The sequence below is a fragment of the Nonomuraea maheshkhaliensis genome (genome assembly GCF_039529435.1).
GTDB lineage: Bacteria > Actinomycetota > Actinomycetes > Streptosporangiales > Streptosporangiaceae > Nonomuraea > Nonomuraea maheshkhaliensis.
Genome location: NZ_BAAAMU010000011.1, coordinates 10,917 through 24,984, shown reverse-complemented (window position 1 = coordinate 24,984; position 14,068 = coordinate 10,917). Strand labels below are relative to the sequence as shown.

Here is a 14,068-nt window from a genome sequence, read left to right as displayed (position 1 = left end):
GGGCCAGAGATCCAGGCGCCGGGGACACTTCTTCTTCCCCAAACGTCTGCGCCCCTGCTCCGTCGGACAGGGGTGTCCGCCGTCACCGGAGGAAAGAGGTCCCCATGCTGAGGCCGTCCGTTGCGCTCCTGAGCAAGCAGTACGACAACCTGCTGTGGAAGATCGTCAAGACTGGTGACCATCGGCTGCCGAAGGGCACCACTAGCTGGGGCCTGGCCGCCGTGCACCGCGACAGCACCACCGCGGCGCGTACGTTCACCACCGGGCAGCCTTGCCCAGCGGTCGGCTGGGCCACCGCGACGGGCCCGCTGAACGAGGACAACCCGTCCGCATGGCCCTCCTACTCGGGAGACGGCCTCAGAGTGGCCACGACAGAGGTGGACACCGACGGCGCACTGTGGTCGGCGCTCAGCGCCGAAGGCGTGACCTGCGACCGTCCGGTGCTCGTCGCCTACGCCGAAGAAGACCTTGTGGGAGACGACAGCGACGGCGACGCGGACGGAGCCGCCGTCCGCGTCCGGCGGCTGTACGTCGTCGCCGACATCGATGTCATGGTGTTGCTCCAAACGCATGGCGCCGGAGCAGACCTCCGTGGTCTGAAGCTGGCGGAGGGGATCCCCGACATGGGCATGGCGCTGATGTACGGCGCCACCTACGACCAAGTCGGCGAGGTCTTCGGCAAGAACGCCGATCTGCGGGACTACGGTGACGCGCTCAAGAGAGGCGAAACGCATGACTTCTACCTCTCTCTCATCGCTGTCATCTTCGAGCACATCGACCGATGGCACGGAGTCACCCCGGAGCAGCGCACGCGAATCCGCAAGTCCCCCTACCGATTCGTCCTGGCGCGGTCCCATGATCTGACCATCGCGCAAGCGACGGCCTACCTGGATGTCGCGGCCGACGTCCCGCTCGCCACCTTCGGGCGTGCGTGCCAGGCTGCTACTCCGGAGGAGATCGTGGAAGCCTCGGCGATTTGCTATCTGCCCCTGTACGCGTACAGCCGCCTTGGGCGCGTGGGGCACCAGCAAGCCATGAACCAGGCCGCCGCCATCCCATTCTGACCCCCTCATGCCGGAGAAGAGCCGATCTGGCTCCTCGCCGGCCGCACAACGGTCCCTGACGCCAATCACGCCCCCGTCTGCTTGGCCACATGGTCAGCACCATCACGATCGCTCAAAGCTGCAAGTCAACCAGAGCAGCGCACCGTAGGCCGAAGCCAAGAAGTGCTCGAAGCATCTGACAGCTAGGAGATCGAGGTGCTTGACGACTCGGACCGGCGACCCGTACGTCCCCCGACTGGAGGCTGCCGCATGAGCACCCGCAACGTTCACACCAAAAGCCACGCCAGCGTCCTGGTCGACCTGGCCGACGTCCACGAACTGCTGGATGGCCTGCGAGCCCTGGCCGAGGTGCGCGAGCACGACTGCGCCGTCACGATCCTCCGGCCGGAGATCGTCGCCGGGACCGGCATTGTTTTCCAGGACCTGCCCAGGACCGTCAAGCACTGGCTGGACGAAGATACCCGGGCCTGGCGGCTGCAGGTGGTCGGCACCGACCACCTGCCGCACGAGCTCGAAGGACCGATCGAGATCTGTTCCCACCCCACCTGCGAGGGCTACGCACGATGAGGCGGCAACTCCCGCAGCGGAGGTACGTGCGGGCCGGGGAGACGGTCGAAGTTCTCGGCAAGTCAACTCAGGCCGGCATCGCGCTGCAGTACGCCGGTCGGCGCATCACCGTTGAGGTGAGGATCGACGGACGGGGTCACCTCTACCCGGCGCTGCAGAAGCCCTGGGATCCAAGGTACCCGCGCACCGACCTTTCGATGGAAGCGGTCGCCTTCTATAACGACCACGGCCGCTGGTTCTACTACCCCGACGACGCGCTCCACGAGCGGCTGGCATGGGAGGGCGACCCCGCTAGCTGAGCCTGCTAAGCAGCGCCAGCATGCAGACGCTGCTCAGCTTGCCCCACGGACCGGACCATGACGTGACTGCGTTGCAGAACAACACGACGTTCTCGAGCTTTCACTACGCCGGTACCGTCCCCCCACGCCCCAGGACAACGGTAGCTGCTGCGCCAGCCACAACACTAGCCAGCGCGCCGCACCCCCAACCGCCCAGGCGCCAGACGAGACCGCCACGGCGGGTCAAGCACGCGCCCGACCGAAACCGTGGAGATGACAATGCTTGGTGCCGGACCTCTCACGGTCACTGACGCCCAATGGCAGCGGCTTCTGGCCCAGGAGAGCGTTGCCGGCTTCCGTATCAACCGGATCGACGACGTTCGGGCTGTGCTGAAATTCGCCCGGTGCACGCTCTCCGACCTGCCGCGCGATGATCCTTGCTACCTGCCGGACCTGTTAGACGTCGAGGTGTATGACACAAGCGTTGAGAACGACCAAACGTTCACTGTCCGCGCCTCTGCGGTGGGGTGGTTGTTCAACGCCCACACCTTTCGGATCTCCCTCGCCGCAGAGCAACGGTGGAACGACCGCCCAGGCAAGGTCGTCGTCTGGGCCGTCCTGAGCGACATCCTCGCACGCTACAACTCGCTCGTTGACGCGGTCGCAGCCTTCGCGGCGCGCTACACCATGGCTGAGTACGCCAAGCACCTCGGCCTCGCCCCGGGCGAGGTAGAAGCTCTGCCCGGCAACGACGATCTTCCACCTGGTTGGACTCCGCTGGATGTCGCTAACCAGATTCGCCGCTCGCCGCACCTGTCTGATCTGGATCGCGTCTGCATGTTTCTGGAGAGGATCACCGGCAGGCGCACCCTCCCGCCGGTGATTCCCTCCACCGAGAAGCTCAGCACCTTCCCGAAGGCAGCGAAGTATCTCGGCGAGGCCGTAAGCGCGCCATCCGATCGCCCACGTACTGACGACCCGTCGGTCAAAGCGACGAACCGTGAGAGTGTGATGGACGCGCTGCGCCGCAGGCTCGCCGGCCACACCGTCGAGTTCGACGACGAGCACAACGCAGCGACGATCATCTACGACTACGGGCACCTGACAATCGTCGTGGATGATCAGGGCCGCTGCGGTGTTACCCGTGACACGCCCGACGAGGCAAACGTGTCTCACGGGGACGGGCTGATGCTCGACGCGCTGGGCCCCGTCCTCTACCGCGCCCTGTGCGAAGCCGTCGAAGAAGCCGAACGCTGAGCAGCCGAGGGTCATTAGCGGTACGCCACCCAAACGGAGGCCGCCTTGCAACCGCACGCCCCTCGCCGACGTCCACGGCCGCTCCCAAAAGCCCGACACCGGCTGGCACATCTGTGATCGTCAACGCCCGCTGAACGGAGAACCGCCAGCATGCCCCGCAACGCCTACACCATCGACCAGGCCCAGCCGGTGCTGACGCTCGCAGTCGAGCAGATGACGACCGCGATCCAGGTCGCCCACCCGCAGCCCGACTGCTTGCCGCTGCCGAACCTGCGCGTTCCGACCAGCGTGGCCGACCTCGAGCAGCACCTCCAGTACCTAGCGGAGAACCTGTGGACCAACCAGGGCAGCCACCGCCACCCCGGCTGGATCAAGGCCCGCCAGTGCACGCACCGAGAGCATACGGCCGAGGAGGTGGTGCTCGACATCTACGAGCTGATCGTGAAGTGGTACCAGACCCTTTGCGACCTACGGCATTACTTGCTCGCCGACGGCTTCACGGCAAGGAACAACTGGCGATGGCTGGCCAACCCGCGTGACTTTCACGGCCAGTACGTCATGTATCTCGACAAGGTAATGCTTCACGAGGTCCCCGCCCCCGCCCCGCGTGAGCTGAGCCTGGAGGAGGTCACCGCCGAGGCCGAGCGATACCACAAGCACGCGGTCGAGCTCGGCTGGGAGACCTTCGGCGGCCTCGATAGCTTCGGGAGTCATGGGAAGCGCCCCTTCATGGCATTGACCGTGCACCCCGCCAGTCGCGAAGACCCGTATCGCCGTCGAGGCTTGACCCTCGCCTTCAGGTTCTACTGCGACGGCACGCGCGAGGTGCGGACCTTCCAGTACGGCGTGCTGCCGAAGCCGATCTCCTGGGACCGGGCCCACGACATCCTCCACGACCCGTCCCTGCACAGCGACCCCAGCCCACTCAAGCCGCGCGCGTTCTCATGCCAGTTCAACACCACCAGGGACCTGGCATGATCATGACGAAGGAGCGCCGGACCGGCCAGAAGATCGCTTCACAAGGTGTCAGCGCGCCGCACCGGAGAACCGCCTGACTCCGCCGAGACGGCAACCACACCTTGGAGAAGGTATGCATGTTGCGGCCGAGCAGCAACGCCAGGCACCAGCTCACTCAGGAAACCGACCTGCGCCTGGACAACGACGCGTACGCCTGACGGACGGGTGTCAGAACGGCGATTTGGCCGAGCCGCTGCCCCGACGCCCGCCTGGTTATCCGGCACAGCCGCTCCGCGCGTCAAGGCCACGCCTTCGGCGGACCTTGACCCACTCCGCGGCTGCACCGGGCTGAGAGCCCAGGCGCCGGGGCCGATCCCGGCGCCAGCGACTCAGCGCATGGGAGTAGACGATGCATCCCACGTACCCCTCTGGCGAGCACGGACACGCGCAAGAAGCCCACCCCACTCATCTCATTAACGATAGCTACGGCGACGACCCCATGTACGGCCACATGCTGGTCATCGCCCCGTCCGGCGAGCAGGCGTTCTGGCTCCCTGACCGCAAGAGCGCCCTGGACCGCGTAGGCGAAACCGCCCGGGTGATCCTCGTTGGCGACAACCGGCGCATGCTCGCTTCGCACGCCAACCAGGAAGGCCACATCTACCTGGATCGCACCACCGCCCACGACGGCCGAACGCTCACTCCCGGCAGTGTCGAAGCGGACGCCTACGCCACCCTCACCGACCGACGCGCGATGTCCGAGGTCCTCTACCCGCCCTACATCGGCGACATCAAGAAGCGGCCCAACGTCGAGCATCTGCGCGACCCCTTCTACACTCTCGGCAACCGTGAGATCATCGTCGTGCACCAGCAACGCCGCATCGTCGTATGGATCGAAGATCGGCCTTGCGACTTCGGCCACGACCTGTCATTCGGTGCGCCGATCCTCCCCCGCGGGAGCGTCGCATGGGAGCACGCCGACCGCCTCGACAAGTGGCCGGCTGCCTACCGGCGCGACCTATGGCCTCTGGCCGAGAGCCTGTGGGCACTCTCCACAAGAGACGACGAGAAGTGGTGAGAAAACCTGGAGCCGAGCCCACGTAGCCGACGGTCGTGGTGAGCATCCACCGCCAACACCGCCGTCCGGGTCCGCACAGAACGCGTGATGAAGCCCACCCAGGTGTGGGCGCATCGCGGCAGCCAGGGCAAGATCCCTCTGCTCTCGGTTGACGTCAACCCATACCCCTGCGTGTCAAGGCCAAGCCGCGCTCCGCGCGGTCGCCCTCCAGGCGAGCCTTGACACGCAGGGGTGCCGGCAAAACAAGGCCAGGCCGCGCTCCGCGCGGTCGCCCTTCGGGCGAGCCTTATTTCCCCGGCCCTCACGGCAAGGCCAAGCCGCTTCGCGGTCGCCTTCGGCGAGCCTTGCCACTCGGGCTTCTCCCGCACTTCATCGTCTCGGCCTGGTCGGACAGACACTGCGAGCAAGCCCCCCGCCGCGGAAGACCGCAGACAGATACCGACATGCGTCTCCATCAAACCCTGGCCGGTCCAACCGCCGTCCGCATCCACGAGCGGGGCGGAGTTCACCCCCTCATGACGCTCGCCGAAAGGACGACGATGAGCGCAGAGAACAGCGACGACTACACGTCCGTCAAGATCATACCGGCGCACCTCATGGCGGAATGGACCGCGCACACGAAACTCACACATCGTCACTTGCCCGGCCTGGCTGCCTTCATCAACAAGATTCACGGCCGCTTCGATCTAGCCGAGCTGTTCGTGCAGGAACTGCCCGAGCGTCGGGTTCTAACGGCCGGGGACCCCCACCCGGGGACCTGCCCGGACCAGTCCGGGTACCGCGTCCGCTCAGCGACGGTGGAGCAGTTCTGCGACGAGTTCGACGTGGATGAGGACCTGGCCGAGAAGTACCGGCCCTATATCAGAGCAGGCAGAGGCGCCGAGCGGTCGTTCGGTCGTGCGGACGTGGCAGACCTGCCCGTCCCGGCCGCCGCATTCGTCCGCGAACTGGACGCCCTGTTCGGCCGTCCTCCGCTGGACCCCAGCGACTACACCCCCACCCAATCGTTCATCACCACTCTGATCGAGCTGGCCGAAAACACGCCGCCGGCCACGGACGAGCCCAGGACGGTCCTCACTCTCGCCGACCCGGAAACCGGGGACGAGGCGCTGGTGAAACTGGCACAGACACACGTCGAGGCGCTCAACACGGCTGCTTACCAGCTCCTGCAAGCGGCGTACGAGACGCGGCCCAAGACAACAGGAGGGCAGAGAACGAAGACCACTGATGACGACTACCAACAAGCCGCACAGCAGGACCACGAAAGCGCCGTCGAGGAGCTCGAATTGCAACACGCGTACGAGCGCTACGACGGCCCCCTTGGTTGGCACGAGTGGAGCTCGCAGCAGCGAGCCAGGCGGTGGGCGGAGTGACGCAGAATCATTAGCGCCGTTCGCCCTGTAGTCACCAGCGGGACTCGAATAGCGAGCGCCCTATTGCCATGTACGGGGTGCCGACCTCCATCATGCCCATCTCCATCACTTGTGAGATGAGCCGCTTTGGCCCTCATCCGGCCGCACGCTCTGATGCCTGGCCGCACGACACCCGTGAGTCCGTTCTTGTCCTCACCCAAGCCAGGCATCCTCCGCTGTTCCAAAAAAGAATCGATGAAGGGAACCACAGTAATGAGCCAGACCTACAACGGCATGCCCGCAGCCGACCTCACCCAGGTCATCTGGCGCAAGAGCCGCTACAGCAACTCGCAGGGCCAGTGCGTCGAGCTCGCCGCGACTCCCGACGGGGGCATCGCGGTCCGCAACTCACGCGACCCCCAGGGGCCGGCCCTGCTCTACACCAAGGGCGAGATCGCGGCCTTCGTCCAGAGCGCCAAGGACGGCGAATTCGACGATCTGTACGCCTGACGAAGGTGGCCCGTTCTCCCGTCACGCCACACAGGAGAACGGGCCAGCCCCGTCGTAGAGGAGACGGCCCTACATTCAGAGCCAACCTCCGCAGCGCCCGACATATCGAACGCCCTGTACTGCGGAGTTCGGCGCCCGCCTGGTTATCCGGCACACCCGCTCCGCGCGTCAAGGCCACGCCTTCGGCGGACCTTGACCCACTCCGCGGCTGCACCGGGCCAGAGATCCAGGCGCCGAATCCCACTGAGAGGGATGGCCGTTCACGCGTCAAGGGAGACTGCCATGAGGGACATCACCGCCGGCGGCACCAAAGCCCTGGAATCGCTGCTGAGCTTCGTCCGGGACTTCGAGGTGCACCTCGCTCAAGACAAGGCTGCCGGGAAGGCCAGCGACCCGGACCTCTACGCTAGTCAGGCGCACGACTCCGTCCGTCGGTTCGTCGCCGCGCAGGGCCTCGAATCGTTCGGCAAGCGCGGCCAGGAAGTACTGTTCAACCCCGACCTCCACTCCATGACAGCGGGCACACCGGGCCGGGGCAACACGGTACGCATTGCCGCGCCGGGCTGGATTTGGCGGCGCGAAGGTGAACCCGACGCCATCGTTCGTCGAGCTTTGGTCGACATCACCGGCAAGATCGCGTATCACGTGTACGCCCTCAATGCACGCAACACCGACGTGCACGAACGCCTCTACCCGGACTGGGCCATCACAGCAGATCGGCCCACACTTCAAGAGGCCCGCGAAGTCGCCCGCACGATGGTCACCTCGGATCCCCGGATCGCCCGCGTCGGCATCAGGGAGAGCATTCAGGAATACGAGGGCGGGGGCTGGAAGCCCGGTTGGTTTATCGAACACATCGAGCGTCGTGAACCTTCGCCCGTTCGACCGCTGCACGCTGCCGAACCCGACATCACCGACCAGGCACTGCTGGACAACGCCTACCAGATAGGCACCCAGGCGCTGCGGGAGTACCAGACGCGTCCATATGGCGACCTACGCCTGGACGCTGCGAGGGCGTCGGCCAAGGTCGTCGCCGCGCTCGCGAGCGCGGGAAGGCTGGCCTCGCTCACTCGAGGAGCAGATGCAGTGGCACCGGATCACGCATAGCGACAACCGCGTATGTTTCGCCGCTCGGGCCGCCGAGGGCGAACATACGCGATGCCACACGAACGCGATTCAACTCCCGGAGGATTGACGTGTCCGCTTCAACTGACCGCGCAAAAGTGATCAACGGCCTGCGAGACCTCGCCGACTTCCTCGAGACCCACCCGGACATCCCCATCTCCCCCTACAAGCGAACGGTGCCACGGGTGACACTGTTCTACTTCGCACAGGGCACTGACGAACAGATGCGTACGGACATCGATCGCATCGCGAGCGCGCTGGGCACTTCTATCCGTCGCCAGGACCTCAAAGCCGGGCACTATGGCACATCGATCAGTTTTGGGCCCGTCACCTACGACGCAGTAGGCATTCTCGCTTGGGCTCGCGCCCAATATGAGGCTGACCGCAGCTATTCGGGCTGCATCACTCCAGAGCGCAACGATGACTCCGCTGGCACGGACGCCTTCGGCATCCGCTCTGCTCCCTCACACAAACGAAGCCTGCTCACCTGGTTGTGGCCCTTTCGCGTCCGTGACTGACTGCCCAGCCCAGCCGAACAGCTGCTGCTCAGGGTTGGGAGCCTGCTGACATCGTCATGTAAGACGAGGCCACTGGGTAAGCCGCGCTCGAAACCCACTTGGCAAAGGGTGGCGACGGACGCTTCGCCCGGCCTGACGCTCCGGGTGTCTGCCGAACTACCTCTCCCTGAGGTCCTTCCGATGCCCGTCCTACGCGCAGCGTCCCGACAACGCTTCGCCCTCCTCCCTGAGGTGTTGACCTTGGGGAGGAGATTGCCGCCCGGCTCGCAAGCTAGGTCCGGATGCGTTGCCCACGGTTGTCGGGATTGACGCTGCATATCCGGCGGCCGGCGACATGCGCACGAAGGTTGCGGTGGTTGGCCATGTGACAGTTCGTCCAGCGGCATCCCTCCTCATTCCTCGTAACTTGGGGTTTGCTCCGGACATCGCGCGGCCGGCTCTAGGAAAGTCCGGACTATGCAAGGTTCACCCGGACAGGACAACCCTTGTCCGTTCCGCTTGAGGATTACATTCACCGAAGAGCTGAGCTGCTGGTTGCAAGGTCAAGTTGAACAGCGATCACTCTGGTTGTTCGGACTAACTCTTCACTTTCGGCGCCGCCCCGGGTCACTGGGTGACCGAGCCGGGTCCTGGGAGGTCGGTGGCCGACAGGAGGGGACCCGTGATAGTCATGATCCCTAGCCGGCCCGTGAACGGTTCGGGTGGCCTGGCCAGTTCGATCAACTCGGCTGCTGGGCGTTTGCCGGATCCGACCGCGGCGACGTAGTCACTGGCCTGGACCATGTTCAAGCCGGGAGCGCATCGGCGGAGGAGGCGGATGGCGGCGATCCGACCGTCCGCCAGCGCCTCACGAACTTCGGTCGCGAACGGGATGTCGCTATGAGGGTCGTTCTCAACAGAGCCGATGAGTTTGATGCGCTGCTCGTAGTCCTCTTCCCAGAGCCCGGCGACGTAGTCGGTGACTGGGATGAGATGGATGCTGCCGTCATGGCGGTCGACGAGATAGGGGCCGTTGCCGGCAAGCAGATCGCTGGTGCTGCCGCTGCGGAGGTATGCCTGGGACTGATAGCTGACGATCCAGCCGAGGCGGTGCTCCGTGACCCTGGTGATCGCAAGGGGAATCACTTGGCCGTGACGATCCACGGTCTCGCGGTCAGCACGGAGCAGTTCTTCGATCAGGCGCACGGCGTGCTCTCTGTCGATCATCGACCCATTCTCCCTTGTGAAGTTGTTGGGTAGGCGCCAGGATCCGGGGTGCTGGTGCTTCCTGAAGTCGCGGCGCGCTTCTCGTTGACGGTCGAGCTGATGGCTGTCCAGCCGCTCGGTAGGTGTGCCGTCGACCGTGCGGTCTCGGGTTTCGGGGAAGGTGAGGCGGGGCCTGAGACGTTCGGTGCCGAGTGCTCCTCGCAGCCACGCGTTGATGCTGATGGAATCGAAGCTGCCCTGGCCGGCGTGTCCGAGCGCGCGGCTGAGAGGGGCGAGTGCCATGGCGTGGCCATCGCCTGAACTGAGTGTCTTCTCTGCGAGCTGGCGCCCAGCGGGAGAGAAGAACAGCTCGGTCAGGTGGACAGCCTCGGGATAGATTGCCGCGATGAACAGCCAGCCGTCGAAGGCCTTGAACCGGATGCCGAGCCGTTCGATGCGGATGAGCCGTTCGAGGCGCGCTGTCCAGGGGTTGTCTGGGTCTGGCGGTCCATGGGGCCGTATGTGGGCGCAGAGGTTGAGTGAGGCTTCGAAGCCGTTGAAGCAGCGGAGCCAGCCGTGGCGGTGCACCAGCCGCTGGTGACGGCGTTGGGCGTCAGGTAGTTCCGGGATGTGGTTGGTCAGCCGTCGCGGGTGAGGCACGGCGCCGAGGGGTTCGACGGTGCCCTTGCCGACCTTCTCCGCTGGCCCGAACCAGTAGCCGTGGTCGGTGCAGAGGAACTCGTGGTGGGCGAACAGGCATTGGACGCGGCCTCCTGGGTGTCGGGCGGTGCAGAGTGGACATGCCCATTGGGCCAGGTGACGCAGTTGCGACCAGTCCGGCGGCGGATCGCGCAGTTCGGGCAGTGCCCGCTGGAGAGCCGGAAGCGGATAGCCAGTGAGGGCCGTGAGCCGTTCGGCCACGAGCAGGCGACGGGGCAAGGTGGGCCGGATGCGTTTACTCAGGCAGCGCCACAGCTCTTTGTAAGGCATGCCGTGGACGTCGGCCAGGCGCGCAACGTAGGAGGAAAGCGTCTCCTGGTGAGCGGGGCGGACCGCGATGGGCAGTCGTCGCAAGAGCGGCCTCATGCGCTGGCTCCCCTCACGCGTGCTCGCTTCGTGTTGCCCGTGCTGGTGGGGCGCGTTTCGGCGGCGTGATCGAGGCGGATGGCGCCCAGGTGGGCTTTGGTGATCTTCTCGCTGCCGTCGAGGATGGCGTCGATCGCCGCGCCGCGGATGAGGTGGGACAGGCTGCCGATCATTCCATTGGTGCGCTGGTGCAGATAGTCGGGCAGCGCGGTCAGCGTGCCGGTCACGTGCTGCGCAAGGGGCAGCGTGGACTCCAAGCTGGCGATCAGCGCGCGCCACTCGGCGCGCTGTTCCGCAGTGCCGTAGGCGAACGCTGTGGTGGGGATGGTGGTGAACCGGCTGGCGATCTGCCGGCCCCGGGGCCCGGAGAAAAGGCCTGCGCGTTCGACGTCCACGCCGGCGTAGACGAACGTGGCGGGCAGGCGCTCGGCGAAGTACTTCAGCTGGTCGGAGACTTCGGCGCCGGCCCGGGTGGCCAGGGAGATGTTGTGGATTTCATCGACCAGGACCAGCTCGACGTGCAGGCGGACGGCGGTGACGCAGACCGCGTTGACCACGTCGGTGAGGTTGGCCGAACGGGTGACAGGCAGCCCCACGAAGCGGGCGAACTCGACGGCCACCATGCGCGGGGTGGCCGCCGGCGGGACGGTGATGTAGATGACGGGCAGCCGTTCCGGCGAGCCGGCAGGTTGACGGCGACGCACCGCCAGTTCGTGGATGCGGCCCAGAGCGGTGATCGCGGTGGTCTTGCCCGTGCCCGGAATTCCGGTGACGATCAGACCGCGGCGGGCGGAGACCTGGCGGCGGTTGAGCATGACCAGCCGCCGAGCGCAGGCGGTGACCTCCGCGATGATGGGCGTGTTGACCATGACGAGTTCCGACAGGTAGTCGATGCGCGCTTCGTCGTCAATGCCGTCCTGGCCCGACTGCGGAGGGCGGGGCCGGTGGTGAACGAAACGAGCCCACCCCTCCTTGGTTGTCAGCGGATTGTCGAGCTGCTCCTCCGCTTCCTCCAACGTCCAGGAAGACTCACGCAGGTGCTGCTGGTGGACGGGCTGGTGTGTCTTCACGGCCACCTCTCAGCTTCGGCGTCGGCGTCGAAAAGGCCGAACGGAATCACCGTCGCGAGGTCCTCATCAGGGCTGTCCGGGACGGGTTCTGCCTCAGGCTGGGGCGGACGAGGGCGGCTGGCAGCGGCGACTTTGGTGCGCGCTGCGACGCGCCGGCTGCGCCGGTCGGCGGGCCCGTTCTCGGCGCGGGTCAGCAGCTCGTCCAGCACGCGTGCGACATCGGTCTCGTTGCGGTCGTCCAAGCCCTGGGCAGCCGCCAGCTGACGCGCGTGCTGCCAGGTGAAGTCGGCGAATGGACCGCTCATCATCGGCCGGTGCGTCCAGGGGACGGTCACCCACCCGTCAGGCGTGCGGAGAAACACCTGGGACAGGTCGTAGGGGTCGCAGTGGACCTCCCACAGACCCTTCTGCTTTTCGACGCCGGAAGGCTGACGCCGGTAGGGCCCCAGCTCGTCGATGTCGTAGGTGCGGTAGTCGATGCGGATGCCGTAGTCGTTGATCGCGCGCCACTCGACCGGCAACAGCTCCAGGTAGTCCTCGCTCGACAGCACCAGCGGCAGATAGCCCGCGGCCGCGACCAGCGCGGCGTACTTCTCGTTCGGCGACAGCATCCGGCGTGGCATGAAGGGGTCGCGCAGACTGTCGTGCGGGCGGTGCTGCCAGGTGATCAGCCACTCGTCCATTAGCTCCTGGAGCTCAGGAACCGTCCACGCGGCCTGCTGCTCGACGCGCTCACCGCGGCGGCTGACGTTGGCGCCGGTGTAGCCGGCCAGGTGCTGCGTGAACAGGGTGTTGATCGAGGAGAACGTGGCTTCGACCACCCCTTTGTCGGTTGGTGTTCTGGGACGTGCGCGCTGCACCGAGATGCCCAAGCGGGTGCAGGCCCGCATGAAGGTGTCGGAGATGAACACGCGTCCGCCGTCGATGACCACGCCGTCCGGGACGATGACCGGCTTGGCGGCCGCCGCCTCCATCCGGGCGTCGATGTCGACCAACCGCAGATGCGGTAGCCGTGAAGCGGACATGCGTAACGAGTCCGCCCAGCCGGGCCGCATTGGCTCCGGCACCAGCATCTTGGCCAGCAGCAGCGCGGCGTCGACCGCCTTGGTGCCGACCGGGCGCAGCACCGCGGCGCAGATCGTCCGCGTCGCGACGTCGACCGCGATGGTCAGGTCGGCGCGCACCGGCAGGCCCGAGTCCAGCAGCACCATCACATCCAGCGGTGTGGAGTCGATCTGCACTTGTTCGCCGGGCCGGTCCGCCCAGGTCGGCGTGAACGGGCCGGCGGGCCGGTTCGCCATCTGCCGGCGGGTGACGGCCGAGCCGAACGTATGACGCCCCGTCGACAGCACATCGATGAGCTTGTAGAAGGTGGTCCTGCTTGGCAGAGGCACCACGCCCGCGCCATAGGCTTCCTCAACCGCCTTGGTGACCCGCCGGATCAGGCGGGAGCGTGTCCCGGTCGAGGTGTTCGTCTCCGCGTCCAGTGCCGCCACGATCGCCTGGACGACGCGGGCGTCGGCCTGGCCGGTGACCTGCCATTCGCGCACTGCGCGCTGGTCGATCAGTCCCCACAAGCCCTGCGCGGCGTAACGGGCGCGCCGGGCCTGGACCGTGCGGACACTCACCCCCAGTTCATCAGCCTTGGCCTGGTCACGCTGCTTCAGCGAGCGTGCGGCCGGGTCGAACTCGGGGCGCATCGCCGTGCCCGGCTCGGCGCCGTGCGGCAAGCCGGTCAGCACCTCCACGACGTGCCGCTCCCACTCCTTCGCCGCCTCCAGCACCTCATCGGGCACACCATCAAGCAGCCCAACCGGCTCCAGCTCCGGCAGTGCCTGTCCGTCGATCACGGCAAAGCCTGCCGATCCCAGCAGATAGGGCAGCAGCACGATCGACTCCGCGCTGGCGGCGGATCGGAGCCGCACTGATGCTCCGGACAGCGCCACCACCTGGTGCTCGCCGCCGTCGAAGTGCACCCAATCCCCGAGTCGCAAGACCGGCCTGACCGCTCGCTCGCTCAC

The 14,068-nt window shown here is 66.3% G+C and carries 13 protein-coding genes; 10 read left to right on the top strand and 3 right to left on the bottom strand.

Annotated features, from left to right (window positions below; genetic code table 11):
• The first annotated feature begins 104 nt into the window (after positions 1 to 104).
• The 10 genes from ABFX54_RS09920 to ABFX54_RS09875 all read left to right on the top strand — a co-directional run bounded on the left by ABFX54_RS09920 (position 105) and on the right by ABFX54_RS09875 (position 8,706).
• Entirely contained in the window at positions 105 to 1,064 is a 960-nt protein-coding gene (locus ABFX54_RS09920) for a hypothetical protein (RefSeq protein WP_346103418.1), read from the top strand.
• Positions 1,065 to 1,313: 249 nt separating this feature from the next.
• Positions 1,314 to 1,631 carry a hypothetical protein gene (locus ABFX54_RS09915; protein WP_346103416.1) on the top strand — a complete coding sequence of 106 codons (318 nt, stop codon included), beginning with the start codon at positions 1,314 to 1,316 and terminating at the stop codon, positions 1,629 to 1,631.
• Positions 1,628 to 1,930: a hypothetical protein gene (locus ABFX54_RS09910; RefSeq protein ID WP_346103415.1), complete on the top strand. Its 303-nt coding sequence runs from the start codon at positions 1,628 to 1,630 to the stop codon at positions 1,928 to 1,930. Before ABFX54_RS09915 ends, ABFX54_RS09910 begins: the two co-directional genes overlap by 4 nt.
• A 258-nt stretch (positions 1,931 to 2,188) precedes the next feature.
• A complete protein-coding gene (locus tag ABFX54_RS09905; RefSeq protein ID WP_346103413.1) occupies positions 2,189 to 3,166 on the top strand; it encodes a hypothetical protein in 978 nt (325 codons plus the stop codon).
• A 150-nt stretch (positions 3,167 to 3,316) separates the two neighbouring features.
• Positions 3,317 to 4,144 (top strand): hypothetical protein, encoded by an 828-nt coding sequence (locus tag ABFX54_RS09900; protein ID WP_346103412.1) that lies wholly within the window; start codon positions 3,317 to 3,319, stop codon positions 4,142 to 4,144.
• Positions 4,145 to 4,532: 388 nt separating this feature from the next.
• Complete coding sequence (locus ABFX54_RS09895; protein ID WP_346103410.1) at positions 4,533 to 5,201, top strand: hypothetical protein; 669 nt, start codon at positions 4,533 to 4,535, stop codon at positions 5,199 to 5,201.
• Positions 5,202 to 5,716: 515 nt separating this feature from the next.
• Positions 5,717 to 6,574, top strand: coding sequence for a hypothetical protein (locus tag ABFX54_RS09890; RefSeq protein ID WP_346103408.1), 858 nt, complete (start codon positions 5,717 to 5,719; stop codon positions 6,572 to 6,574).
• Positions 6,575 to 6,826: 252 nt separating this feature from the next.
• A complete protein-coding gene (locus tag ABFX54_RS09885; RefSeq protein ID WP_346103406.1) occupies positions 6,827 to 7,063 on the top strand; it encodes a DUF397 domain-containing protein in 237 nt (78 codons plus the stop codon).
• 282 nt (positions 7,064 to 7,345) lie between these two features.
• Positions 7,346 to 8,170 (top strand): hypothetical protein, encoded by an 825-nt coding sequence (locus ABFX54_RS09880; protein WP_346103404.1) that lies wholly within the window; start codon positions 7,346 to 7,348, stop codon positions 8,168 to 8,170.
• Positions 8,171 to 8,259: 89 nt separating this feature from the next.
• On the top strand, positions 8,260 to 8,706 hold the full coding sequence (locus tag ABFX54_RS09875; protein WP_346103403.1) for a hypothetical protein: 447 nt from the start codon (positions 8,260 to 8,262) through the stop codon (positions 8,704 to 8,706).
• Positions 8,707 to 9,312: 606 nt separating this feature from the next.
• On the opposite strand, the gene ABFX54_RS09870 is transcribed toward ABFX54_RS09875, so the two are convergent.
• From ABFX54_RS09870 to ABFX54_RS09860, 3 genes are read right to left on the bottom strand one after another with little or no spacing between them, the layout of a single operon-like run.
• Positions 9,313 to 10,977, bottom strand: coding sequence for a YrhB domain-containing protein (locus ABFX54_RS09870; protein WP_346103401.1), 1,665 nt, complete (start codon positions 10,975 to 10,977; stop codon positions 9,313 to 9,315).
• On the bottom strand, positions 10,974 to 12,047 hold the full coding sequence (locus ABFX54_RS09865; protein ID WP_346103399.1) for a TniB family NTP-binding protein: 1,074 nt from the start codon (positions 12,045 to 12,047) through the stop codon (positions 10,974 to 10,976). The genes ABFX54_RS09870 and ABFX54_RS09865 overlap by 4 nt, the downstream gene beginning before the upstream one ends.
• A complete protein-coding gene (locus ABFX54_RS09860; protein ID WP_346103397.1) occupies positions 12,044 to 14,068 on the bottom strand; it encodes an integrase in 2,025 nt (674 codons plus the stop codon). Before ABFX54_RS09860 ends, ABFX54_RS09865 begins: the two co-directional genes overlap by 4 nt.

Bases quoted from the DNA above. Each gene is read 5' to 3' on its own strand.
- ABFX54_RS09920 (WP_346103418.1), top strand. From the start codon at position 105: ATGCTGAGGCCGTCCGTTGCGCTCCTGAGCAAGCAGTACGACAACCTG.
- ABFX54_RS09915 (WP_346103416.1), top strand. From the start codon at position 1,314: ATGAGCACCCGCAACGTTCACACCAAAAGCCACGCCAGCGTCCTGGTC.
- ABFX54_RS09910 (WP_346103415.1), top strand. From the start codon at position 1,628: ATGAGGCGGCAACTCCCGCAGCGGAGGTACGTGCGGGCCGGGGAGACG.
- ABFX54_RS09905 (WP_346103413.1), top strand. From the start codon at position 2,189: ATGCTTGGTGCCGGACCTCTCACGGTCACTGACGCCCAATGGCAGCGG.
- ABFX54_RS09900 (WP_346103412.1), top strand. From the start codon at position 3,317: ATGCCCCGCAACGCCTACACCATCGACCAGGCCCAGCCGGTGCTGACG.
- ABFX54_RS09895 (WP_346103410.1), top strand. From the start codon at position 4,533: ATGCATCCCACGTACCCCTCTGGCGAGCACGGACACGCGCAAGAAGCC.
- ABFX54_RS09890 (WP_346103408.1), top strand. From the start codon at position 5,717: ATGACGCTCGCCGAAAGGACGACGATGAGCGCAGAGAACAGCGACGAC.
- ABFX54_RS09885 (WP_346103406.1), top strand. From the start codon at position 6,827: ATGAGCCAGACCTACAACGGCATGCCCGCAGCCGACCTCACCCAGGTC.
- ABFX54_RS09880 (WP_346103404.1), top strand. From the start codon at position 7,346: ATGAGGGACATCACCGCCGGCGGCACCAAAGCCCTGGAATCGCTGCTG.
- ABFX54_RS09870 (WP_346103401.1), bottom strand. From the start codon at position 10,977: ATGAGGCCGCTCTTGCGACGACTGCCCATCGCGGTCCGCCCCGCTCAC.